23 protein-coding genes are annotated in these 23,973 nt (G+C 70.5%); 6 read left to right on the top strand and 17 right to left on the bottom strand.

The features are described 5' to 3' along the window. Position 1 precedes the first annotated feature (1 nt). Complete coding sequence (locus tag CXP56_RS09560; protein ID WP_028846778.1) at positions 2-1,567, bottom strand: carboxyl transferase domain-containing protein; 1,566 nt, start codon at positions 1,565-1,567, stop codon at positions 2-4. 143 nt (positions 1,568-1,710) lie between these two features. Continuing rightward, the gene (locus tag CXP56_RS09555) at positions 1,711-2,514 is read right to left on the bottom strand and encodes an SGNH/GDSL hydrolase family protein (protein ID WP_038044541.1); all 804 of its coding nucleotides are present in this window, start codon (positions 2,512-2,514) and stop codon (positions 1,711-1,713) included. Between the two features lie 133 nt (positions 2,515-2,647). On the opposite strand from CXP56_RS09555, the gene CXP56_RS09550 reads away from it, so the two are divergent. Together CXP56_RS09550 and CXP56_RS09545 are read left to right on the top strand one after the other, a co-directional pair. Continuing rightward, positions 2,648-3,211 (top strand): SACE_7040 family transcriptional regulator, encoded by a 564-nt coding sequence (locus tag CXP56_RS09550; RefSeq protein WP_028846780.1) that lies wholly within the window; start codon positions 2,648-2,650, stop codon positions 3,209-3,211. 49 nt (positions 3,212-3,260) lie between these two features. Then, positions 3,261-3,716, top strand: a complete 456-nt coding sequence (locus tag CXP56_RS09545) for a hypothetical protein (RefSeq protein ID WP_028846781.1) — start codon at positions 3,261-3,263, stop codon at positions 3,714-3,716. Between the two features lie 166 nt (positions 3,717-3,882). Here the strand turns inward: CXP56_RS09545 and CXP56_RS09540 are convergent, their stop codons facing one another. The 3 genes from CXP56_RS09540 to CXP56_RS09530 form a co-directional block, all read right to left on the bottom strand. Beyond that, entirely contained in the window at positions 3,883-4,164 is a 282-nt protein-coding gene (locus CXP56_RS09540) for a hypothetical protein (protein WP_286900808.1), read from the bottom strand. An 89-nt stretch (positions 4,165-4,253) separates the two neighbouring features. Beyond that, positions 4,254-5,078, bottom strand: a complete 825-nt coding sequence (locus tag CXP56_RS09535; RefSeq protein WP_028846782.1) for a PhzF family phenazine biosynthesis protein — start codon at positions 5,076-5,078, stop codon at positions 4,254-4,256. 36 nt (positions 5,079-5,114) lie between these two features. Beyond that, a complete protein-coding gene (locus CXP56_RS09530; RefSeq protein WP_245566564.1) occupies positions 5,115-6,107 on the bottom strand; it encodes an adenylate/guanylate cyclase domain-containing protein in 993 nt (330 codons plus the stop codon). A 210-nt stretch (positions 6,108-6,317) separates the two neighbouring features. Between CXP56_RS09530 and CXP56_RS09525 the strand changes: the two genes are divergently transcribed. The 3 genes from CXP56_RS09525 to CXP56_RS09515 are packed head-to-tail and all read left to right on the top strand — an operon-like array spanning position 6,318 to position 8,274. Further along, a complete protein-coding gene (locus CXP56_RS09525; RefSeq protein ID WP_028846783.1) occupies positions 6,318-7,118 on the top strand; it encodes a crotonase/enoyl-CoA hydratase family protein in 801 nt (266 codons plus the stop codon). An 8-nt stretch (positions 7,119-7,126) separates the two neighbouring features. Continuing rightward, the gene (locus CXP56_RS09520; protein WP_028846784.1) at positions 7,127-7,336 is read left to right on the top strand and encodes a hypothetical protein; all 210 of its coding nucleotides are present in this window, start codon (positions 7,127-7,129) and stop codon (positions 7,334-7,336) included. Then, positions 7,333-8,274 (top strand): hypothetical protein, encoded by a 942-nt coding sequence (locus tag CXP56_RS09515; protein WP_286900805.1) that lies wholly within the window; start codon positions 7,333-7,335, stop codon positions 8,272-8,274. The genes CXP56_RS09520 and CXP56_RS09515 overlap by 4 nt, the downstream gene beginning before the upstream one ends. 128 nt (positions 8,275-8,402) lie before the next feature. Here CXP56_RS09515 and hutI read toward each other — a convergent pair whose 3' ends face one another. The 12 genes from hutI to CXP56_RS09455 form a co-directional block, all read right to left on the bottom strand. Beyond that, the gene (gene hutI, locus CXP56_RS09510) at positions 8,403-9,563 is read right to left on the bottom strand and encodes an imidazolonepropionase (RefSeq protein WP_286900802.1); all 1,161 of its coding nucleotides are present in this window, start codon (positions 9,561-9,563) and stop codon (positions 8,403-8,405) included. Continuing rightward, positions 9,560-10,855, bottom strand: coding sequence for a formimidoylglutamate deiminase (locus CXP56_RS09505; RefSeq protein ID WP_038044545.1), 1,296 nt, complete (start codon positions 10,853-10,855; stop codon positions 9,560-9,562). Before CXP56_RS09505 ends, hutI begins: the two co-directional genes overlap by 4 nt. Further along, complete coding sequence (locus CXP56_RS09500; protein ID WP_028846787.1) at positions 10,852-12,036, bottom strand: allantoate amidohydrolase; 1,185 nt, start codon at positions 12,034-12,036, stop codon at positions 10,852-10,854. The genes CXP56_RS09505 and CXP56_RS09500 overlap by 4 nt, the downstream gene beginning before the upstream one ends. Further along, positions 12,033-13,676: a urocanate hydratase gene (hutU, locus tag CXP56_RS09495; RefSeq protein WP_286900799.1), complete on the bottom strand. Its 1,644-nt coding sequence runs from the start codon at positions 13,674-13,676 to the stop codon at positions 12,033-12,035. The genes CXP56_RS09500 and hutU overlap by 4 nt, the downstream gene beginning before the upstream one ends. After that, entirely contained in the window at positions 13,673-15,283 is a 1,611-nt protein-coding gene (gene hutH, locus CXP56_RS09490; protein ID WP_286900797.1) for a histidine ammonia-lyase, read from the bottom strand. The genes hutU and hutH overlap by 4 nt, the downstream gene beginning before the upstream one ends. A gap of 629 nt (positions 15,284-15,912) precedes the next feature. Further along, positions 15,913-17,100: a malate dehydrogenase gene (locus CXP56_RS09485; protein ID WP_051309794.1), complete on the bottom strand. Its 1,188-nt coding sequence runs from the start codon at positions 17,098-17,100 to the stop codon at positions 15,913-15,915. Beyond that, entirely contained in the window at positions 17,100-17,723 is a 624-nt protein-coding gene (locus CXP56_RS09480) for a BMC domain-containing protein (RefSeq protein ID WP_028846791.1), read from the bottom strand. Before CXP56_RS09480 ends, CXP56_RS09485 begins: the two co-directional genes overlap by 1 nt. Then, positions 17,723-19,108 carry an aldehyde dehydrogenase family protein gene (locus tag CXP56_RS09475; RefSeq protein WP_211227480.1) on the bottom strand — a complete coding sequence of 462 codons (1,386 nt, stop codon included), beginning with the start codon at positions 19,106-19,108 and terminating at the stop codon, positions 17,723-17,725. Before CXP56_RS09475 ends, CXP56_RS09480 begins: the two co-directional genes overlap by 1 nt. A gap of 2 nt (positions 19,109-19,110) precedes the next feature. Continuing rightward, positions 19,111-20,358, bottom strand: coding sequence for an NAD/NADP octopine/nopaline dehydrogenase family protein (locus CXP56_RS09470; protein ID WP_028846792.1), 1,248 nt, complete (start codon positions 20,356-20,358; stop codon positions 19,111-19,113). 28 nt (positions 20,359-20,386) lie between these two features. Continuing rightward, positions 20,387-20,671, bottom strand: coding sequence for a BMC domain-containing protein (locus CXP56_RS09465; protein ID WP_028846793.1), 285 nt, complete (start codon positions 20,669-20,671; stop codon positions 20,387-20,389). 58 nt (positions 20,672-20,729) lie between these two features. Next, positions 20,730-21,065, bottom strand: a complete 336-nt coding sequence (locus CXP56_RS09460; RefSeq protein WP_051309796.1) for a EutN/CcmL family microcompartment protein — start codon at positions 21,063-21,065, stop codon at positions 20,730-20,732. After that, positions 21,065-22,348 carry a glutamine synthetase family protein gene (locus tag CXP56_RS09455; RefSeq protein ID WP_286900789.1) on the bottom strand — a complete coding sequence of 428 codons (1,284 nt, stop codon included), beginning with the start codon at positions 22,346-22,348 and terminating at the stop codon, positions 21,065-21,067. The genes CXP56_RS09460 and CXP56_RS09455 overlap by 1 nt, the downstream gene beginning before the upstream one ends. Before the next feature lie 118 nt (positions 22,349-22,466). On the opposite strand from CXP56_RS09455, the gene CXP56_RS09450 reads away from it, so the two are divergent. After that, positions 22,467-23,606: an NAD(P)/FAD-dependent oxidoreductase gene (locus CXP56_RS09450; RefSeq protein ID WP_286900787.1), complete on the top strand. Its 1,140-nt coding sequence runs from the start codon at positions 22,467-22,469 to the stop codon at positions 23,604-23,606. The last annotated feature ends 367 nt before the right edge of the window (positions 23,607-23,973 follow it).

Raw genomic sequence — 23,973 nt, 5'->3', positions numbered from 1 at the left:
CTCACATCCGGAAGACGCCGTAGGAGATCGGTTCCAGGGGGGCGTGCGAGGCCGCCGACAGGGCCAGGCCGAGCACCATGCGGGTGTCCATCGGGTCGATCACCCCGTCGTCCCACAGCCTGGCGGTCGAGTAGTACGGATTGCCCTGCCGCTCGTACTGGGCGCGGATCTCGTCCTGGTCGACGTTGCCGACCGTGCCGAGCACCTGGGCCGCCTGCTCCCCGCCCATGACGGAGATACGCGCGTTCGGCCACATCCACAAGAACCGCGGCGAGTACGCCCGCCCGCACATCGAGTAGTTGCCCGCACCGAACGAGCCGCCGATGATCACGGTCAGCTTCGGCACCCTGGCGCACGCGACCGCGGTGACCATCTTCGCGCCGTGCTTGGCGATGCCACCGGCCTCGTAGGCCTTTCCGACCATGAACCCGCTGATGTTCTGCAGGAACACCAGCGGGATCCGGCGCTTGTCGCACAGCTGGACGAAGTGCGCGCCCTTCAGCGCCGACTCGCTGAACAGCACGCCGTTGTTGGCCACGATCCCGACCGGGTGGCCGTGGATGCGCGCGAACCCGGTGACCAGCGTCGTGCCGTACTCGGCCTTGAACTCGGCGAACCGGGAGCCGTCCACGATGCGGGCGATGACCTCCCGCACGTCGTACGGCACGCGCGGGTCGGTCGGGACCACCCCGTACAGCTCCGCCGGATCCACGGCGGGCTCCTCGGTGGGCAGCACCTCCCACGGGCACTCCGGCCGCGGCCCGAGCGTGGAGACGATCATGCGGACCTTGCGGAGCGCGTCGGCGTCGTCCGCGGCAAGATGATCCGTCACGCCGGACTGGCGGGCGTGCACGTCGCCGCCACCCAGCTCCTCGGCGGTCACCTCTTCGCCGGTCGCGGCCTTCACCAGCGGCGGCCCGCCGAGGAAGATCGTGCCCTGGTTGCGCACGATCACCGCTTCGTCGCTCATCGCGGGCACGTACGCGCCACCGGCCGTGCAACTGCCCAGCACCGCCGCGATCTGCGGGATTCCGCGCGCCGACATGGTCGCCTGGTTGTAGAAAATGCGACCGAAGTGTTCACGATCTGGGAAGACTTCGTCCTGCATCGGCAGGAACGCGCCACCGGAGTCGACCAGGTAGATGCACGGCAGATTGTTGTGCAGCGCGATCTCCTGCGCCCTCAGGTGCTTCTTCACCGTCATCGGGTAGTACGTGCCGCCCTTGACGGTGGCGTCGTTGGCCACGATCACACACTCCCGGCCGGAGACCCGCCCGATGCCGGTGATGATGCCCGCGGCGGGCGCCTGGTCCCCGTACATGCCGTTCGCTGCCAGCGCGGACAGCTCCAAGAACGGTGACCCCGGATCCAGCAGCTGGTCCACGCGGTCCCGCGGGAGCAGCTTGCCGCGCGCGACGTGCTTGGCCCGCGCCTTCTCCGGGCCGCCCTGCCGGACCTGCTTGAGCCGGTCGTTCAGCTCGGCGACCAGCTCCGCGTGGCCGGCGGCGTTGCGCCGGAACTGCTCGTCGCGCGGGTTCGCCGACGACCTCAAGGTGGGCGCGTCCACCGGTCAGCCTCCGCTCACAAGGGTTAGCCAACGTTAACGTCGTCGCCGATGTTAGCGACCGCTAACGACACTGTCCACACCGGTGACGCAAAAGAGGGGCGCCCGCCAGGCAGGCAGGCGCCCCGCAGAGCCGACCGGAGCAATCAGGCAGCGGCCGTTTGCGAAACCGCGGACGCGAACGCCGGGTAGTAGGCGTTGCCGTGCCCCTTGGCGTTCGGGTGGTACGACTCCACCAATCTGCTCCAGACGATGCCGTTGATCCACTCGTCGGACGTGCAGACCTCGTGACCGGCGAAATCGTCGCGCACGTCGACATAGGTGAATCCGGCGGCGGCCGCGCGCGCCGCGATGATGCCGGAGAGCTCGTCGGCGGCGCTGTTCACGGCATTTCGCTTGGTACCGCTGAACCACCAGCAGCTTCCCGAGGTGAGCACCCGCGGATAACCCATCACCACGACCCGCGCGTTCGGCGCCTTCGCGCGGATCTCGGCGTACAGGGCGTCGAGCCTGCCGGGCAGCTCGGCCCGGGCGAATTCCCTGGCTTGGTTCACCCGGTTGACGCACGCACTGTCCGTGCCGACCGTGCAGGTGATCATCACGTCGGCGAAGCCGGCGTCGTTGCCGCCGATGGAGATCGAGACCAGGGTCGTCGCCGCCGACAGCGCGCCGAGCTGCTGGCTGCGGACATCCGAGGTGGTGGCACCCGAACATGCCGCGAACGTGAACGACGCCGGAGCGTTGGCATTCGCCCAGCGCTGCGGGTACGCGTTGGCGCTGCGATAGCAGTCCCCTCCGGAGTAGGAACCGGCGCCGGTGCCCGAAGCGTAGGAATCTCCCAGCGCGACGTAGTTCTCGCCGGCCGCATAGGCCGGAGACGCCACGATCGCGCCGGCGACCGAGAACAAGGCGGCCGCGGCCAGAGCGACGACTGGGCGGATGTACCGCATGTGTCCTCCTGGTGGCAGTGGGTAACTGGGGAGCGAGGCCACTGTGGCACCACAGGTGCGGCCGGGGTACCGCCGTTTCGCCAAACCTTTTCCCGGTTAGCGAGCGCTAACTTGATCGCGCTAGGATGTTCCGATGACTGCCACTCGACGTGACGAGATCCTTGCCGCGGCGGCCGAACTGTTCGCGCGGCACGGCTTCCACGGAGTCGGCATCGACGACATCGGCGCCGCCGTCGGCATCTCCGGCCCGGCGCTGTACCGGCATTTCAGCAGCAAGGACGCCCTGCTCGGGGAAATGCTGACCAGCATATCCAAGGATCTGCTGGAGGGCGGGTCGGCACGGGCCGCGGCGGCCGCCACCCCGGCGGAGGCGCTGCGCGAGCTGGTGGCCTTTCACACCGATTTCGCGTTGAACAACCCGGCGCTGATCACGGTGCACGAGCGTGACCTGGGCAATCTGCGGGACGCCGACCGGCGCGAGGTCCGCACGCTGCAGCGTCGTTACGTCGAGGTGTGGGTGCAGACCATCCAGGCCGCCTACGAAGGCGTGGACGAGGAGCGCGCCAGGGCCTGCGCGCACGCGGTGTTCGGCCTGATCAACTCGACCCCGCACAACCGGTACCTGAGCAAGCCCGAGCTGGCCAGGCTGTTGTCCGATCTCGCCCTCGGTGCACTGGACGCGGTAGCGGTCGGCTGAGCGCAACCCGACCCTCGGGGACTACCAGCACGGTGGCCCCTCGTGTTTGATGGTGCCCGTGAACGCGGAGTTGACCGAACAGGCCAGCCTGGCGTTGGCCGCCGCCCGCCGGGGCGACGACGACGGCGCGATGCTGCACGCGTCGACCAACCTCGGCGAAGTCGTCATGCTGCTGTTCTCGCAATGCAGCGCGATGGTGTCGGCACTGGGCAACGGCGGGACGACCCCGGTCAGGGTGCAGGTCTTCGACTCCGACGGCGCCGAGGTCTCCATCGACCAGGCGGACCCGCCGGTGCGCACGGCGGTGCGCACGCTGCTGGCCCAGGTGCACGGCAACGCCGACGACGCCCGGGAGCAGGTGGAGATCGCGCTGCAGCAGGCTGCCCCGGAAGAGGTGGCCAGCCTGGTCCTGCAGGCGCTGCGCTGGACGATCCGGCTGGCGAGCGAATGCATCGAGCGCGGCTTGCCGCTGCCGCAGTGGGTCACCGACGCCATGGGCGTGTAGCTGCCGAGGGCCCGCAAGACGGGTGTCCCGGCGGACGGACCGGCCCCGATCACCGTGCCGGCGACACGAGGGGCTGGAGACGCGCTTCGCTGCACGTCCCCGGACACCGGGCAGATCAGTGATCGCGCATTGTCAGCAAGGGCCCGGCAGACGAAACCGTGCGCGGTCACCGCAGTGCCGATTTCGGATCGAAGCTGCCCCGGCCAAGTTCCTTCTTGTGATTGCCCTTGAACGCGGTGACGATGATCGGTTCCATCCCACGGTCGCCGAGCGGACGGAAGTTCAGCCCTTTCGTGACGACGCACTGGCTGACGGCTCTCGTGACGACGCACTGGCTGACGGGGCGATCCGCACCACTACGGCAGCAGAACACACATGCAGTGGGCGGAAATCCCGAAACACGCGGCGAATGCAGAAAATGGACGGTCGAGAAATCCGGTGATTCCACGCTGCCGAGCCACCACACCCCGTGCCGAGGAGCTGTCCAGCACCGGGTCTACAGCAAGTCGTCGGCGACCCACCGCCGGGGCGGGGAGGTCAGAGCCGAACCGTTCCGCGCACACAGGTCACGGTGCCTCCGGCGACCCAGATCTGCCCGTCCTCCTGCGTGATGGTCACGCGACCACGCCTGCCCAGGGCAGTCCCTTGCGATGCCACGTACGGCGCGGTCAACCGGCCGGACTCCAGCAGCCAGCTGGCCAGCGACGCGTTGAGACTGCCGGTCACCGGGTCTTCCACGGCCACGCCGTTCGCCGGGAAGAACGCCCGCACCTCGATCGCGGCCGGCGCGCCTTCCGGATAGGGACCGACGACGCCGATGTCGTACTCCCCGATCAGCCCAGGCTGCAGCGCCAGCACACGCTCGGCATCAGCAAGCAGCACGGCCACCCAACCCGGCCCGTTGTCCACCCACTGCGCGTCGACGATCTCCGCACGGTCGATGCGCAGAATGTCCGCCAGCTCGGCGATCGTCTCCTCGTCGACGGGCCCCGACCGCACCAGCGGCGGTGCGGCGAACGCCAGCCCGGCCTCCGTGCGCCGAATGCGGACCAGGCCCGCCGCACATTCCTGCGTGATCACCTCGGCCGAGTTCCCGGTGTGTTCCAGCCATGCGTGGCAGGTCCCCAGGGTGGGGTGACCGGCGAACGGCAGCTCGACGGACGGCGTGAAGATCCGCACCCGATAGTCCGCGTCCGGGCTGCTCGGTGGGAGCAGGAACGTCGTCTCCGACAGGTTGGTCCAGCCGGCGAACCGTTGCATCTGCTCGGTGGTCAGGCCTTCTCCATCGAGCACCACGGCAACCGGATTGCCGCGGAACGGCTCGTCGGCGAAGACGTCGACCTGCATGAAGGGGCGCGTCATGCGCTCGAGCATGCCAGACGACGGTGCTGAGGCCGGCTATTGCGTCGGCACCTTCACGGCAAAGCGCTTCAGCCTGCTGTAACCGCGGACGGAGACCGGCCGCAACGGGCGCACCTGATACGGAGCGTGCTCGCCAAGCGCCTCGGCCAGCCCCTCGTCCACCACGATGGTGCCCGGCCGGGCGGTGGAGGTGAGCCTGGCCGCGATGTTGACGGTCTTGCCGAAGACGTCGCCGAGCCTGCTGAGCACCGGCCCGAAGGCCACACCCACACGCACGTCGGGAATGTCGTCGTCCTCGGCGGCACGACGGGCGAACTCGGCCGCGATCTCGACGGCGTCAGCGGGAGTGTCGGCGACGAACATCACCTCGTCGCCGATCGTCTTGACGATCCGGCCGTGTCGCTCGGCGACCACCGCCGACGCCAGGGCTTCGAACTTGTCCAGCACTTCCGACAGCTGTTCCTCGTCGATCCGCCTGGTCAGCCGGGTGTAACCGACCATGTCGGCGAAACCGACGGCCAGCGCGCCCGTGTCGTCTTCCCCGGCGTCGAAGGCGCGCGCCGCGTATGCCGCCAGATGCCGTCGCCAGACGAACGTCTGCAGCTGCTCCAGCAACGGCATGACCGTGTCGAGGAACATGACCAGCCGGTCCTCGTCGGCCAGCAGTTCGGGGTTCTTGTCCAGCAGTTCGCGTACCAGCTCGATCTGCCACTCCGCCAGCCGCGACAAGTGGTGTCCGACGGCGCGGGTCACGGCGACATCCATGCCCGCGGGCACGACCCCGGTGGCCAGCAATTTCTCTGCCAGCGCGGCCGCGGCCACGTCGTTGTCGGTGAACAGCACCTCCTCGTCGCCTGCGGTGGCGAAGCCCAGCGACCGCCAGCGGCGCTGGGTGACGTCCGCAGGCACGCCGGACAGCTCGGCGACCTGCAGCCGGTTGTACTTGCGCGGGCCACCGAGCAGCAGTTCGTCGATGCGCCGCCTGGTCCGTGCGCTCAACGGTGCGGTTCCCGCTCCGGGATCGTCCACGCTGCCTCCGCTCGGGTGTCGGAGCGTTGTCGCGCCGACCATAACGCTTGATCCGCTGGTCCCCTCCGGTTCATCACCCAGCAGGCGGACCGGTTCGTCGCTGTGCGTTTTGGACATGTGTCCAACGGCACCCGGCGGATGCCCGGTTCCGCGGGCGCGGCGGCAGCATACTGTTGACCATCTGACGACGAGCTCGAGGAGCGCGCGACGATGAGCCACCGGGTGCACACCGAGGTCAAGGACCGGATCGCCTACGTGACCATGACCAGGGGCGAGAAGTACAACGGCCTCGATCTCGACATGTTCCACGCGCTGATCGACGCCGCCCGGGGGCTGCGCCGGGACCGGGACGTGCGCGCAGTGATCCTGCGCGGGGACGGCCCCGCCTTCTCCGCGGGGCTGGACTTCAAGTCGGTGGGCAAGCAGCCGACGAAGTTCCTGCTCAACCTGTTCCGCTGGCCGTGGCAGGAGGCCAATCTGTTCCAGCGCGCGTGCTGGGAGTGGCGCACCCTGCCGGTTCCGGTGATCGCGGTGCTGCACGGCAAGTGCTACGGCGGCGGCCTGCAGCTGGCGCTGGCCGCCGACTTCCGGTTCGCCACCCCGGACTGCGAACTGTCCATCATGGAGGCCAAGTGGGGCCTGATCCCGGACATGACCGGATCGGTGACCCTGCGCGAGCTGGTCGGCATCGACGTGGCGAAGCGGCTGACCATGACCGGGGAGTTGTTCGACGGGCGCACGGCCGCCGGACTCGGGCTGGTCACCGGGGTCAGCGAGGACCCGCTGAAGGACGCCGAGGAGCTGGCCGGGCAGATCGCCACCCGCTCCCCGGACGCCGTCGCCTACACCAAGAAGCTGTTCCATCGCACCCGGCACCTGTCACCGCGCGCCGCGCTGCGCCTGGAGAGCAGGCTCCAGCTGCGGCTGCTGCGCGGGGTGAACCACAAGATCGCCCGCACCGCCGGGATGGCCAAGCAGGTTCCGCAGTACGTCCGCCGGACGCTGAGCTAGGAGACGTCATGAGCCGTAAGCCGCTCGACCAGCGGGTGAAAGGCGGCCTGCCCGCAGGCATCGCCGCGCTGAGCGAGGAGCACCAGCAACTGCTGTCCGACGCCATCGGGGCGGCCCGCCGAGAGCAGGCGGAAGCGCTCGCCGCCGCGGCCGAGGACAGCCTGCGCCACATCCCACGGCTGCTGCGCGGCCCGGTCCGTAAGGCGGTGGGACTGTGACGGGTGCTGCCGCCGTGCACGAGCGGGCGGAGATCTTGCGGCTGGCCCGGCTGCTGCGGAAGCAGCCGGAGGAGCTGGCCTTCCTGCTCGAGGTCGACGACGCGGACCTGCGGGCATTCCGCGCCCAGGTCACCGAGTCGTTGTTCGATGCGTACGGTGACGCGCTGCGCCGGCTCGGCGCGGCCGCCAAGCTGATCCCCAGCCCGATCATCGCTTTGGTCGGCCAGAAGGCGTTCGGCCCGCTGCTGTGTGCGCGCATCGCCGGGGAACTCGACCCCGGCAAAGCGGTGGACATCGCCAAGCGCTTGTCGGTGACGTTCTTGGCCGACGTGGCCGTCGAGCTGGACCCGCGGCGGGCACAGCGGATCATCGAGGCACTGCCGACCCAGACGATCGTGTCCACCAGCGTGGAACTGGCCGACCGCGGTGACTGGATCACCCTGGGCGCCTTCGTCGGCTACCTGCCCGTGGACAAGCTCCGCCACTGTCTTCGCGCCCTGTCCGACGAGCACATCCTCCGCACGGCGTTCGCCGTCGACGACGAAGGCGCGATCCCGACGGTGATCGACGCGCTGGCCGCCGACCGGCTGAAGTCCCTGCTGCACACGGCATCCGAGGCCGGATTGTGGCCCACCTTGCTGCGGGACATCGCCGGGCAGCTGCGCGAGGACCAAACCGCGGAGGTCGCGGCCCACCTTGCCGACCTCGGCGACGACGTCCTGGCCGGCGTCCTGGAGGTGGCCGCCGAGCACGGGCTGTGGGAGCCGTTCCTGCCGATCGCCGCGGAACTGCCGCAACAGTCGCAGCAGGCACTGGCTGACGCCGCCGGCCAGCTGAGTTCCCATGCTCGATCCGAGTGCGCTGAGCTCGCCGGCCGCCTCGGGATCCTCGACCGGCTCGGGCCGCTGGCCGAGACACTGCGGGAATCCGTGAGCTAGTTCTGGTCATACCGGAGCACGCAGGCTCACCGCGATCAGTGAGTGCACGGTCACAGCGCCACTTCAACCGACGGGACCGTGCGTATCGTCACGACGGGTCGACATCGACACCACGGAGCGCGGCGGGCTCACACCACGCGCTGACCACGGCGCCAGACGGCCCAGGTCAGCGGCACCCCAGGCCGGTAGGCGAGGTGGGTCGCCGAGGGGGCGTCCAGAACGTGCAGGTCAGCACGAGCGCCAGGCCGGATGACGCCGACGGCGCCGTCACCGGCGTCCGCACGCAGGGCCCGCGCGCCGCCACGCGTAGCGGCCCACACGGCTTCTTCCACGGACATGCCCATCTGCAGAACGGCCGTCGCCACGCAGTAGGCCATCGACGTGGTGTACGAGCTGCCGGGGTTGGCGTTGCTGGCGATGGCCACGGTTGCGCCCGCGTCCAGCAGGCGCCGCGCCGGAGCCAGCGGCTGCCGGGTCGACAAGTCGCACGCGGGAAGCACGGTCGCGACGGTGTCGCTGGCAGCCAGTGCCGCCACGTCCTCGTCGCTGAGGTGCGTGCAGTGGTCGACGCTTGCCGCGCCGAGCCGCACCGCAAGCTGCACGCCGGGCCCCTCCCCCAGCTGATTCCCGTGCACGCGCAGGCCGAGCCCTCGCCGTTTCGCCGCCTGAAGCACTCGCTCGGACTGGTCGGCGTCGAATGCGCCGGTTTCGCAGAACACGTCGGCCCACCGCACATACGGTGCGACGGCGTCCAGCATCGGGCCGCACACGACGTCCACGTAGGACTCTGCGGACTCTCCGGCGGGCACGATGTGCGCGCCGAGGAAGGTCACCTCGTCGGCGACGTCGGCCGCGATCCGCGCGGACCGGGCTTCCTGTTCGACGGTGAGCCCGTACCCGGTCTTGGTCTCCACATAGGTCGTGCCCTGGCGGACAGCCTCGTTCACCAGCCGCCGGAGATTCCCAGCGAGTTCTTCGTCGGACGCCGCTCGCGTGGCCTCGACGGTGACGTTGATCCCGCCCGCCGAATACGCCTGGCCAGCCATGCGTGCCTCGAACTCTGCGGTGCGGTCACCGGCGAAGACCAGGTGCGTGTGCGAGTCCACCCACCCGGGCAGCATCGCCCGCCCACCGACGTCCACCCGCTCGTCGGCCACCGGTTCGTCGGCGCTGCGGCCGACCCACACCACGCGTTCGCCATCGACGACCACCGCGGCCTCGGTCAGCCGGCCCAGCTCGGGCTCGTTGGTCGTCAGTTCCGAGATTCCCGTGATCACGGTCGCGGTCACAGCAACTCCCCGATCGCAGCGGCCAGCTCCGCGGCGGGCCGTTCCACCCGTTGATGTCTGCCTTCGTGCACCGTCCACTCCCCCGCGATCATCACGTGCCGCACCTCCGCACCGGTCGCGCACAACGGAACGCCAACGGGCTCACTGCCCGCCGTGCGCACGGACTCGGTGTCGATCACGACCAGATCCGCTTGCCATCCCGCGGCGATCTTGCCGACCTCGGGCCAGCCGATCGCCTCGTGCCGAGCCGCCGCCGCGACCAGCTCACCGGGAGTGAAATGACCTCGCGACTCCGTGGCGAGCCGCTCGTCCGCCTCCAGCGCCAGGATCTCGGCGAACGGGTCGACCACGGCGTGCGAATCCGATCCCAGGCTCAGCGTCGCCCCGGCGTCGGCCAGACGGCGGGCCGGGCCGATGCCGTCACCCAAGTCCCGTTCCGTCGTCGGGCAGAAGCAGACACCGGAACCGCTCAACAACGCGACGTCCTTGTCGGTCAGGTGGGTGGCATGGACGGCGACGAAATCGTCGCGCAGCACGCCCAGATCAGCCAGCAACTCCGACGGGCTGCGTCCGTGAACACGCCGGCATGCCTCGTTCTCCGCACGCTGCTCGGACAAGTGAGCGTGCAGCGGACGACCCGAGGCCCACGAGGCCACGACGGGAATCTGTTCGGCGGGTACCGCCCGCACCGAATGCACCGCGGCGCCGACACGGACCAAACCCGAGGGACGGAATTCGTCGACGCGAGCCGCCCAACGCTCGGCATCACCGTCGGAGAAGCGGCGCTGAGCGGGTGAGAGCTCGCCGCCTTCCAGCCCCGGCGTCAAGTAGCAGGTGTCGAGCAGCGTGAGCCGGATTCCCGCCTCGGCAGCCGCCTGCGCCAGCGCGTGCCCCATCTCGTTCGGGTCCGCGTAGGGACGGCCGCCTGGTGCGTGGTGGAGGTAATGGAACTCCCCGACGCTGGTGAAGCCCGCGAGCACCATCTCGGCGAACACCGCCCGGGCCAACCGGCGGTAGGTCTCCGGTTCCAGTCGCTCCGCAACCGCATACATGCGCTCGCGCCACGTCCAGAACGTGCCGCCGTCGGCGTGCGTGCGGCCACGAAGCGCGCGATGGAACGCGTGCGAGTGCGCGTTGGCGAAGCCGGGCAGGGTCAGCCCGGTCAGGACGGTGCCCTCGCGTGGGGCACCCGGCTCGACGGAGGTGATGCGGGAGCCGTCCACGGTGATCGCGACACCGGGTACCGGCCCGTCCGGCAGCCAGGCGAACTCGCACCACAACCGTTCGTTCATCCAGCCAGCTCCTCCAGCACGGCGGCCAGCGACTCGACACCAGCGGCACAGTCCTCGTCGGTCGCGAACTCTTCCGGCGCGTGCGACACCCCCGTCGGATTGCGCACGTAGAGCATTCCGGCAGGCACGTGCGCGGCGAGCACTCCGGCATCGTGCCCGGCCCCCGTGGGCAGTACCGGCACTTCGCCCAGCACGCGCTGGATCCGCTCCCGCAGCTCGGCGTCGAAGGTGACCTCGCCGCTGAACGATTCCTCGCGCACTTCCACCTCGCACCCTTCCTCGGCGGCCGCCAGCCGGGCCGCCGAGATCACCTCGTCGACGGCCTCCCGGGTGCTTGGCTCGCTCGCCGAGCGGGTGTCGAGCCAGAGGTCCACACGCCGCGCGATCACGTTGGTGCCACCGGGCACGGGCACCAGGCGGCCGACCGTCGCGCGGGTCCCGGCCCGCGCCGCCGACCGGGCCGCCAGCACGGTCCGGGCGGCGGGCACCATCGGGTCACGCCGATCGCCCATCAACGCGGTCCCCGCGTGATCACCCCGCCCGACGAAGCTGAGCCGCCAGCGCCCGTGCGGGTCGATGGTGGAGCCGATCGCGACCGGCTGCCCCAGCGGTTCGAGCGCCCTGCCCTGCTCGACATGCAGCTCGACGAAGGCCCCGATCATCCCCAGCCGGTCCGGGTCGGGCCCGACACGCGCCGGGTCGATCCCTGCCCGACGGGCCGCCTCCGCGAACGTCACACCATCGGCGTCGGTCAGTGTCAGCGCCCGTTCGGGCGCGATGGCACCGGTCAGCAGTCGTGAGCCGAGGCAGGCCACGCCGAACCGCCCGCCTTCCTCTTCGGCGAAGACGACCACAGCGAGGGGCCGGCGAGGGCGGAATCCCTGTGCCCGCAGCCGGTCCACCGCCGCCAGAGCGGATGCGACGCCCAGCGGTCCGTCGAACGCGCCGCCGCCGGGGACCGAGTCCAGATGGCTGCCGGTGACGACGGCGTCCGGCCCGGGCCGACCCCACCAGGCCCAGAGGTTGCCGTTCCGGTCCTGCTCCACGTCGAGGCCGCGCCGCTGCGCCTGTTCGGTGAACCAGGCGCGCAGCTCCAGCTCGGGGGCGGTGAACACGTGCCGGGAATAGCCGCCCCGGAAGCGGTCGGCGCCGACACCTTCGAGATCCCGCAGCAGCGTCATGCCATCGGCACCCGGACACCACGCTCGGCCGCCACCTGCTTGGCCTCGGGATACCCGGCGTCGACGTGCCGGACGACCCCCATGCCGGGATCGTTGGTCAGCACGCGTTCCAGCTTCTGCGCCGCCAGTTCCGTGCCGTCGGCCACCGTCACCTGCCCGGCGTGGATCGACCGGCCGATGCCGACCCCGCCACCGTGGTGAATGGACACCCACGTGGCGCCCGACGCGGTGTTGACCAGCGCGTTCAGCAGCGGCCAATCCGCGATGGCGTCCGACCCGTCGGCCATCGCCTCGGTTTCCCGGTACGGCGAGGCGACCGAACCGCAGTCCAGGTGATCACGGCCGATGACGATCGGCGCCGCCAGCTCGCCGGAGGCGACCATCTCGTTGAACCGCAGCCCCGCCAGGTGGCGCTCGCCGTAGCCGAGCCAGCAGATGCGGGCGGGCAGCCCCTGGAAGGCCACCCGCTCACCGGCCAGCCGGATCCACCTGGTCAACGCCTCGTTCTCGCCGAACAGCTCGAGGATGGCGCGGTCGGTGGCGGCGATGTCGGCCGGGTCACCGGACAGCGCCGCCCAGCGGAACGGGCCCTTGCCCTGGCAGAACAGCGGCCGGATGTAGGCAGGCACGAAGCCCGGGTAGTCGAAGGCCCGCTCGGCGCCACCGAGTTTGGCTTCGCTGCGCAGCGAATTGCCGTAGTCGAACACCTCGGCGCCGCGGTCCAGGAAGCCGACCATCGCATCGACGTGCTCGGCCATGGACTCGCGCGCTCGATCGGTGAACTCGTCCGGCTTCGCGGCCGCGTAGTCGTCCCAGTCCTCCAGCGCCACCCCCTTCGGCAAGTACGACAGCGGGTCGTGCGCCGAGGTCTGGTCGGTGACGACGTCGACCTCGACGTTGCGGCGCAGCAGTTCGGGCAGCACCTCGGCGGCATTGCCGATCACGCCGACCGACAGCGGCTTGCGCTCGCGCTTGGCCGCCTCGGCCCGCGCGATGGCGTCGTCCAGGTCGTCTGCGATGACGTCGAGGTAGCGTGTCTCGACACGACGCTGAGCACGCGCCGGGTTGACCTCGACGACCAGCGCCACCCCGCCGTTCATCGTGATGGCCAGCGGCTGCGCACCGCCCATGCCGCCCAGGCCGGCGGTCACCGTCAACGTCCCGGCCAGCGAGCCGCCGAACCGCTTGGCGGCCACCGCGGCGAACGTCTCGTACGTGCCCTGCAGGATGCCCTGCGTGCCGATGTAGATCCACGAGCCCGCGGTCATCTGCCCGTACATGGTGAGGCCGAGAGCGTCGAGCCGCCGAAACTCCGGCCAGGTCGCCCACTCCGGCACCAGGTTCGAGTTCGCGATCAGCACCCGCGGCGCCCACTCGTGGGTCCGCATGACTCCCACCGGCTTGCCGGACTGCACCAGCAGCGTCTCGTCACCGGCCAAGGTGGTCAGCTCGCGGGTGATGGCGTGAAACGACGGCCAGTCCCGCGCCGCCTTGCCGGTGCCGCCGTAGACCACCAGGTCCTCCGGCCGCTCGGCGACCTCCGGGTCCAGGTTGTTGTGCAGCATGCGCAGCGCGGCTTCGGTCTGCCAGCTGCGCGCGGTCAGCGTGGAGCCCCGCGCGGCCGTGATCTTCCCCGTCATGCGTTCCCTCCCAGGTGTGGTGACACCGCGTCGAGCACGGCACCCGACGCGATCAGCTCTTCGGCCGCGGCGATCTCCGGGGCGAGGTGCCGGTCGGGGCCAGCCCCGGGCACCCGCTCGCGCAGCAGCGCCACGGCGGCGCCGGTCGCAGCGGCTGGCTCGAGCGGTTGGCGCAGGTCCAGCGCTCGTGCCGAGGTCAGGTACTCGACGGCAAGCACCGTGGTCAGCCCACGCACGGCCCGGCGCAACTTGCGTGCGGCCGACCACCCCATCGACACGTGGTCTTCCTGCATCGCCGACGAGGGGATGGAGTCCACCGATGCCGGGACGGCCAGCCGCTTCAACTCGGACACCACGGCGGCCTGGGTGTACTGCGCGATCATGTAGCCGGAGTCGACGCCGGGGTCGTCGGCCAGGAACGGCGGCAGGCCGTGCGAGCGGGCCACGTCCAGCATCCGGTCGGTCCGCCGCTCAGCCATGCTCGCCACGTCGGCGATCGGGATGGCCAGGAAGTCCAGCACGTACGCGACGGGCGCGCCGTGGAAATTGCCGTTGGACTCGATCCGGCCGTCGTCGAGGACCACCGGGTTGTCGATCGCCGAGGCCAGCTCGCGTTCCGCGACCGTGCGGGCGTGCGCGACCGTGTCGCGGGCGGCACCGTGCACCTGGGGAGCGCAGCGCAGCGAGTACGCATCCTGCACCCGTGGGTCCTCGGGTCCGCGGTGGCTGGCCACGATCGGTGAGCCGGCCAGCAACGCGGTCATCCGCGCCGCGGAGTGAGCCTGGCCGGGGTGCGGGCGCAGTGCGTGCAAATCGGCGGCGAACACCCGGTCGGTGCCCAACAGTGCCTCGACGCTCATCGCAGCCGTGAGATCGGCGACGTCGAGCAGCCGCGACAGGTCGGTCAACGCCAGGGCCAGCATGCCGAGCATGCCGTCGGTGCCGTTGGTCAGCGCCAGGCCTTCCTTCTCGGCCAGCCGGACCGGCTCGATCCCGGCCTCGGCCAGTGCATCGGCGGCGGGCCGGCGATGGCCTTCTGGGTCGAACACTTCCCCCTCGCCCATCAGGGCCAGCGCCACGGCGGCCAGCGGTGCGAGGTCGCCGGAGCAACCGAGCGAGCCGAACTCGTGCACGACCGGGATCAGGCCGGCATTCAGCAGTGCAGCCAGCGCTTGTGCGGTTTCCGGCCGGACGCCGCTGTGCCCGGCGGCGAGCGTGCGCAGGCGAAGCAGCATCATTGCGCGCACGACTTCGGGTTCCACCGGGTCCCCTGCCCCGGCGGCGTGCGAGCGGATCAGCGAGCGTTGCAGGTCGGCGCGCCGTTCGACCGGGATGTGCTTGGTGGCCAGCGCGCCGAAGCCGGTCGACACGCCATAGGCGGGACGGCTGGCCGCGGCGTGGGCGTCGACATGGACTCGGGCCGCTTCGATGCGCTTGACGGCCTCGTCGGTCAGCTCGACCTTCGCTCCCCCGCGCGCGACCGCGACGACCTGCTCGACGGTCAGCGGCTCCGGCCCGACCGGGATCACCGTGCCGGACGACGCTGCGGGCGACGCGACCGGGATCTGCCCGGTCGGCTCTGACGCGGGCGACTGTGCGGACGACATGCCCCCATTGCACTCCCTGCCGCCGCTTCTCTCACCCACGGAACGACGTCATGTGTCTGAGATACCAGACGTTCCCCGGCAGAGGGCAGGAAACCGTGATGGCGCCGGGACACGTCAGGGACCGTGGCAGGCCCATGAAGGCGTCGGCGCTCGCCGCGCTCCGCCACGAACCAACCGGAGGCAGCGCGCCAAACCCGCCGCGCACACCCAACCAGTCAGCCGGACGCCACCCGCAATCCCGCCACACACCGTCCACGAACCAGCCCGACACCACCCGGCAAACCCACCCCGCACACCGCCCGCACACCGCCCAACCAGCCAGCCGGAGGCTGCGCAAGTCGCCGCACACCGTCCACGAACCAGCCCGACACAGCCGGCGATCCCGCCGCACACCACCAACGAGCCAGCCGGACGCTGCCCGGAAACCCCGCCGCACCTCACCAGGAAGATTGCTTCGTGCGTGGCGCCAGCACCGGCAGGCGCCCGCCGCTGCGCGCCTCAGCCCGGTTTCCTGCTGCGCTGTTGCAGGCACGCTCGCAGTGCAGCCGGGACTCTTCACGAAAGGCCGGACGCTGAGCTCGGCGCCCGAGCCACCGGCACCGGGGTGCGGCCGGGCTCCAGGCGTACGGTCAGGATTCGGTCGCTATCCCCAGCCGCTGCTTGATCGAGGCGGCCGCCTTGCCGAGCGCGGCGAGCTCCGCCTCGTCCAGCCGGTCCTCGATGATCTCGACCACGCCGGTCCGGCCGAGCCGGGCCCGGACACCCAGGAACACACCCTCCAGGCCGTACTCGCCGTGCACCATCGCCGAGACCGGAACGGGATCGGCGATGGCGCCGCGCATCGCCTCGAGCACTTCGATCACCGCATGCGCCGGAGCGATGAACGCCGACCCGGTCTTGCGCAGGGCGACGACCTGCGCACCGCCGTCGATGGCGTCCCGGACGCAGGCCTGGATCTTGTCCTCCGGCAGCACCTCGCGGACCGGCCGTCCCTTGATCGTGGCCGTGGAGACCACCGGAACCATCTCGGCGCCGTGGCTGCCCAGCGCGACCGCGGACACATCGGCCGGGGAAACCTTGGCGGCTTCCGCGAGCGCGTTGCGGAACCGGCTGGAGTCCAGCGTGCCCGCCATCCCGAGCACCTGCTCGTCCGGCAGACCACTGGCCCGCCACAACTGGTAGGTCATCTCGTCGACCGGGTTGGTCACCACGATCACCACGGCGTTCGGCGCGTGCGCGGCGATCGCTTCGCCGACGTCACGCACCACACGTCCGTTGATCTCCAGCAGGCCTGCCCTCGTCATGCCGGGCGACCGCGGCCGGCCTGCCGTGACCACCACCGCCTCGGCGCCCGCCACCAGCTTCAGCGACGTGCCGCCTTTCGCCCTGGTCCGCGAGCCGGTGATGCCCGAGGCGTGCTCGATGTCCAGCGCCACCGACGCGGCCAGGCCCGGCACGACGTCGATCAGCGTCAGTTCGGCGGCCATCCCGGACATCGCGGCCAGATGCGCCGCCGTCGTGCCGACCATGCCCGCTCCGACGAAAGCGATCCGGGTGAACCGGGTCGGAGCCAGCCCGGGCCGCCGCGGCGGAGCCACCCACCGCGGGGATCGCCGCACCAGCGTGCGGGCGACCGCCCTGGCCGGGTCGATGCCGGGAGCCACCGGGTGCGGTGGTTCCCCGTAGCGCACCGGCAGCCCGAACCGGTCGGCGATCTCCAGCGCCTGCGGTGTCACGATCGCGTCGGCCGGCACCTGGAGTTTCCGCTCCCCGCGCTTGAGCGCGGCACGCACGTCGTGCTCGGAGACGATGGGCATCAGCTGCCCTCCATGCCCTCGAGACAGTTCACCGCGGCACCGACCGCGGTGCGCACTTCCTCCTCCGACCCGGACAGGAACAGCCGCCCGAACTTGCCGACGGCGCGCACCTCGACCAGGTTGATCGAGGCGTACTTCTCGGCCTCGTTGGCCGCGGCGGCGATGTAGGCGGCGGGCGAGCACTCCACGATGCCCAGCGTCTCCCCGGGCACCAGCATCGTGCCTTTCCGCCACTTGTTCAGCAGCTGCGCCTGGTACGGCTCGACGGACGTGATGATCTGGCTGCTCTCCACCACGGGAGCCTTCCGGTCGGACACCTTCAGCCCGGTGTGCGCCAGGATCGCCTCGCGGGCGGTGATGATCTCCGAGTTGTGCGGCGAGCGCAGGATGAAGAACCCGTACTCGCGCTCCACGATCTGCGTGCTCGCCTCCACCTGGGCGGCCTTGAGCGCGACGTCGACGATCCGGAACACCTCGTTGCCCGGTCCCAGCTCGCCGACCAGGACGGTGTCCCCGGCCAGTGGGATCGAGCCCTGCACCGTGGCGCCGTTGTAGGCGGCGAACTGTGGCTGCAGCCGGTCGATCTGGACCAGGGCGCGCAACTGGAAATTGGTCTGAGCCATCAGGGCGTCCTCTCGAACATCTCGGCAAGCGAGCGCCACGGCCGGGACTCATAGGCGATCCGCTTGATGTTGATCAGATGCATCGCGGTGACGTTGTCGGAGGTGATCGAGCCGGACAACGTGCCGGTGCCGAGCATGAAGCTGGGTTCGACGTCGGCGGAGAACCCGATGCCCGCGTGCATGCACGGGACGTTCACGAACACCCGCCCGGCGGGCAGCGAGGAGAACTTCGCCACCACCTCGGAGTCGGCCGCGTGCAGCGCCGCGGAGTGGCCCTCGCCGCCGAAGCGAAGCACCTCGTTGGCCAGCCGGTAACCGGCGTCGGCGTCGTCGACCTCGTAGAAGGCCAGCACTGGGCTGAGCTTCTCGGCGGACAACGGATGGCTGCGCCCCACCTTGTCCTGGTCGGCGACCAGCACCCGGGTGCGCGGCGGCACGGAGAAGCCGGCCCGTTCGGCGAGCGTGGCCGCGGACTGACCGACGTTCTCCGGGACGATGCCCAGGTCCTTGGTGAACAGCACACCGGCCAGCGCCTCGGCCTCCCGGCTGGTGCAGAAGTAGGCACCGTGACGGCGCATCTCCTCCCGCAGCCTGCCCGCGATCCGGCGGTCGGCGATGATCGCCTGCTCGCACACGCAACCGGTGCCGTGGTCGAAGTCCTTCGAGGTCAGGATCGCGTCGGCGACCTCGGCCAGCTCGTCGGCCTTGGAGCGGTCGACGTAGCACGGCACGTTGCCCGGGCCGACCGCGATCGTGGGTTTCCCCGACGAGTACGCCGCGCGGACCATCCCGGCGCCGCCGGTGGCCAGCACCACCGACGTCCGGTAGTGCTTCATGAGCTCGGTCGTGCCGTCGATGCCGGCCTTGGACATGCACTGCACCAAGTGCTGCGGCGCACCGGCCTGAACCGCCGCATCAGCCATCACGGTGGCGGTTTCCAGCGACGACCGGGCGCCACGCGGATGGGGCGCGCAGACGATCGCGTTGCCCGCCTTCACCGCGGACAGCACCTTGAAGATGACCAAGGCGGTCGGGTGGGTCACCGGGATCAACCCGGCGACCACGCCCATCGGCTCACCGACGGCCACCACCTTGGTGGCCTCGTCCCGCCACAACACCCCCAGCGTGGTGACGTTGTCCAGCCACTTGCTGACCACGCGCGAGTTGTAGAGGTTCTTCAGCCGCTTGTCCGCCACCTTGCCGTAGCCGGTTTCGGCGTGCGCCATCTCGGCGAGCCTGCCTGCTTCGCGCTCGGCCGCCCGGGCCATCGCCCGGACGATCGCGTCCACCTGATCGGGCGTGAAGGAGCGGAACTTCAGCCATGCCTCGTACGCCCGCTCGGCACACCGGCGTGCCTCCGCGATGCTCTCCAAGTCCTCGTACACCGTCACACCTTCCGCCAGGTCGTCGCATGCGGTCGCCGTCCGGAGGCGGTCGCCAGGCGGCGCCGGAGTTCTTCGGGGCGCTGACCGGCCAGGCCCAGGCCGCCGAGCGTGCGGCCTTGCCGGGCGAAGTCGGCGCCCGCCAAGCTCGAGGCCAAGGCGATCATCGTGTCGGTCACCGGGGTCGGAACGCCGGCGAGGCGGCCCGCGTCGGCCAGCGGCACCAGCGTGAACGGCACGTCGTCGATCACCCGCGGGCCGGAGCCGGTCACCGCCGCGAAGTCGTCGAAGACCTCCAGGTCACGGATGGCGCGGCAGACGTCCTCGTCCGGGTCGTCGCGGACCTGAGGGCTGTCGCCGTAGGCGGTGCGCAGCCAGGTCGCGGCCGGTGGCAGGTCGTGCACGCCGAAATGGAACGCCACCGCACGACGTTCGCGGTCGAGATCGGCGATCACCGTCTCGGACAGCCCCGGCACGATCAGGTCGCGCAACAGCACTTTCTGGCGCCGGTCGCCTTCCAACGCCGCCGTGTTGGTGAGCAGCGGGGCGACGGTGACGACCCCGGTCACCGAGCTGAACGCGGTGACCAACGGGCTGTCGACCGCACGCAGCATCGGCAGCAGCTCACGCAACCTCGCCGTGGTCGGCTCTGCCGCCTCGACCGGCAAGGTGGCCAGCGCGACCTGCCGGGCGAGCGCGTGCACGTGGATCTGGGCACCGTCCTGGGTGGCCAGGTACGGCGCCACGTCGAGGTCGGCGACGGTCACCTCGGCCGAGCACAAGTGCATGTGCAGGGCACGGGCGAAATCGACCGCTCCCAGGAAACGCCCTGGCACGAGCACGACGAGCTGGCCGTCCTGCAGGCTGGAGGCCAGCAGCCCGGCGTAGGTGGCATGCGCCGCCGCCGGCGTGGCCACGAAGATCACGTCGGCGTCGCGGATCGCGGCATCCGCGCTGGCGGCCAGCCGGATCCGCGGTGTCGTCGCGGGTCCGTCACCGACCGCGTAACTGCCGATCAATCCGGCGCCACGCACGGTGATCCCGCCCGCGGCCGCCAGCGCGGACAGCTCGTCGCCGTAGACCGAGTGCAGGCTCACCTCGGCTCCTTCGGCCAGCGCCTGGCAGGCCAGCAGCTGGCCGACCGGGCCGGCCCCGAGCACGGCCACCCGGGACGGCTTCGGCGGCGTGGTCTCCGGTGGCGCCGCGTCGCGCCCGAGCGCGTCGAGCATCGCCCGGAACTGAGCGTCGGACATGGGGGAACCTCACTGAGCGGACGGGTGCTTACGCGGCAGGCAGGATCGACGCGATGCCCTCGTGCGGCCGGGCGATCACGTGCACCGACAGCACCTCGCCGACCTTGTTGGCCGCCACGGCCCCGGCGTCGGTGGCCGCCTTCACCGCGCCGACGTCGCCGCGCACGATGACCGCGACCAGCCCGCCGCCGACCGCCTCCTTGGCGACCAGCTGGACGTTCGCCGCCTTCACCATGGCGTCCGCCGCTTCGATCGCGGGCACCACGCCGCGGGTCTCGATCATGCCGATCGCCACCTGGGGAACTTCAGCCATTGTCATTACCTCTTCCGGTCGGTGTTGGATGTGCTTGCGAAGGGGGTCTGAAGGCGGTTCACGAGGCTCGTCCGGCAGCGCGCGCACGGGAGCGGCGGGGGGCCGAGCCGGTGTTCGCGCGCGGCGGGTAGCCGACGGCGAGCTCGTCGACGATGGCCACGATGGACAGGTCCGCGGCCAGTTGCCTGGTCTGCGACGGCTGGCGCGCGGCCGAACCGCGAACCATCAGCACCAGCTCGCCGGGGCCGGAACCGGTCACGTCCAGCGCGACCTCGACCGGCCCGATCAGCTCGCCGTGCTCGTCGGCCCGGCGGACGAGCGCGAACTTCTGCCCGGCCAGCGACGGCTCCTTGACCGTGGCGGTGCACTGGCCGACGACACGAGCGAGCTCCATCAGAACACCTCCAGGTACCGGTCGCGCTCGATGTCGGAGACCCGGAGCGTGCAGTACTCGTGCTCGTGCATCGCGATCCCGGCGGTGACCGCGACCAGCAGGTCGCCGAAGACCTTCCTGGCCAGGTCCGACTTGCGCAGCGCCTCGACGGCCTCCGGTACGTTGCGGGGCAGCAGCGGGGCGTCGGTGACGGCGTAGGCGTCGGTGTCGGTGGCCGGGCCCGGCTCCATGCGGTGCTCGATGCCGTGCAGGCCTGCGGCGATCTGCGCTGCCATGATCAGGTACGGGTTGGCATCGGCGGAGCCGTCGCGCTGTTCGATCCGCACCGCGTTGTCGCCGCCCTCGATCACCCGGAGGGCCACGGTCCGGTTGTCGTGGCCCCATGTCGCGTTCTGCGGGCAGAACGAGTACGGCACGCGGCGCTTGTAGCCGTTGGGGGTCGGCGTGCCGAACAGCGTGAGCTCGGCCATGTGGTGCTGCAGGCCGCCGAGGTACCACCGTCCGACGTCGGAGAGCTTGCCGCCGTCGGAGAAGACGTTCTTGCCGTCCCGCCACAGCGAATGGTGCAGGTGAACGCCGCTGCCGGACTGGTCGTAGTCGATCTTGGGCATGAACGTGGCGAGGTAGCCGTGCTGCTGCGCGATCTCCTTGACCGCGTTGCGGAACAGCACCGCGTTGTCCGCGGTGCGCATCGCCTCGTCGTAGCGGATGTTGACCTCGATCTGCCCGGGCGCGTACTCGGTGTTGCACGCTTCCACCGGGATGCCGAAGTCGACGAGGTGCTTGCGCATCGGACCCAGCACGTCCTCGTATTCGGCGCCCCTGGCCAGCCCGTAGCACTGGATGTCGCGGTGCTTCGGCCGCTTGGTCACCGGATCGAGCAGGTAGAACTCCAGTTCGAAACCGATCCGGACTTCGAAGCCCATCGCGGCGGCCTTGCCGAGGACCTTGGCCAGCACGTCGCGAGGTGAGACAGGCAGCTGCTGGCCGTCCTCGTCCTTGGTTTCGCACAACACCATGACGGCTCCCGGCCGCCACGGCACCGGACGAAGGTCGCCCGTCGGCACCGCCTGCATGTCCGGCCAGCCCTTGCTCGGGTCCAGCCATTCGTCGTCGTCGCGGATCTCGCAGCGGGGCGTCCAGGTGTAGATGACGCTCGCCATGTGGATGCCGTTCTCGGCGACGTGAGGCCAGGCGGAGGCGGGAACGCGCTTTCCGCGCAGGATGCCGAAGGCGTCGGGGACGGCCAGCTCGACGGTGTCTGTTCCTTCTGGAAGTTGCATGCCCTGCACCTCTGGAGGGTCGCCTGCTGACAGGATCGGGCATTAACGTATACGGTATTCGAAACCGAGGCAAGGGTCATCGTCCAGCCCGATGCCGGATCCGAGGGAGCGACCGAACATGGCACGTCGAACCACAGCCGTGGTGGTGGGCGCCGGGGTCGCCGGCACCACCACAGCACTGAGCCTGCGCCGCGAAGGCCTCGATGTGACGCTGGTGGACGCCTGGGAACCGGGCCATCCCGGCGCGGCGTCCGGCGGCGAGCACCGCATCCTGCGGTCGAGTCACGGCACCGACGAGTTCTACGCGCAGCTGAGCAGGGAAGGCAGGCTCGGCTGGCTGGAACTCGGCGAGCAGACCGGCGAGGAGCTGTTCGTGCAGTGCGGAGCGGTGATGCTGGCCAAGGAGGGCAACACCGCGTGGGAGGACGCGAGCAAGAAGACGCTCGAGCGGCTGGGCATCCCGCACTTCGTCGCCCCGGCTCACGAGCTGCCGGTGCGGCTTCCGGTCATGAAGGCCGACGACATCGCCTACGGACTGTGGGAGCCCGAGGCCGGATTCGTCTACGCGCAGCGCGCGGTGCAGGCCGCCGTCCGCCAGTTCCTCCGTGAGGGCGGCAAGCTGCGCCGCGCTCGGGTGGTGACCGACGAAGCCGAGCGCCCGCTGCTCGACGGCAAGCCGATCGCCGCCGACGTGGTGGTCATGGCGTGCGGCGCCTGGATGAGCGGGTTGTTCCCGCGCACGCTGCGCCGCCACCTGGACGTCGTCCGGCAGAACGTCATCATGATCGCCACCCCGCCCGGCGAGACCGGCTACGACCACACCGAGTTCCCGTGCTGGATCGATCATGGCAACGGCGCGTACGGCATCCCCGCCGCCGGTGGCTTCGGATTCAAAGCGGTCCTGGTCTGGCGGCAGCTGCACATCGACCTGGACCGGGAGGACCGGATCGTCGACGAGACGTCCATCGCACGGACCCGTCGCTATCTGGCCGCCAGGTTCCCCGGGCTGGCCGATCAGCCGATCAGCCAGATGGCGGTCAGCCAGATCGCCAACACCGCGGACACCCATTTCATGATCGACCGCCACCCGGAGCACCGTGGGATGGTGCTGGTGGCCGGGGACTCCGGGCACCTGCTCAAGCACGGCATGGCCATCGGCCGCTTCGTGGCCGGGCTGGCGCTCGAGCGGCACGAGACGGACGAGCGGTTCCGCATCCGCGACCGCAGCTCCGTGGACTTGGCCAGCCGCCCGCAGTAGCGCTGGGGAGAACGGGCGCCGGCTCGCACCGGCTCCGGGTCCCTCCGTTCACGGACCTGAGGGCCGCTCGGCAGGCCTGCCGCTCCCGGTCAACCACCCACAAGAAGCCAGGGCAAGGCAAGGCACCCACCCAGCCCCGCAACCAACACGACAGCCCGGCACCCCCGGCCCCACCAACTCGCCCGCTCCCGGTCAGCGACCCGCAAGAGCGCAGAGCACACCCTCGAACCGGCCCGGTCACAGACCCGGCAGGCCCCATCGAACCTCCCACATCCGGCCAGGCGTCCGCGGGAGACCAGCGCTTCGACCCTGTCCCCTGCCCACGGACCCGGCAGGCCGGTTCACCGTACCCAGGACCGGCTTTCTC

The organism is Thermocrispum sp., from assembly GCF_002919275.1.
Taxonomy (GTDB): Bacteria; Actinomycetota; Actinomycetes; order Mycobacteriales; family Pseudonocardiaceae; genus Thermocrispum; species Thermocrispum agreste.
This window is presented reverse-complemented; position numbering and strand designations above follow the sequence as displayed.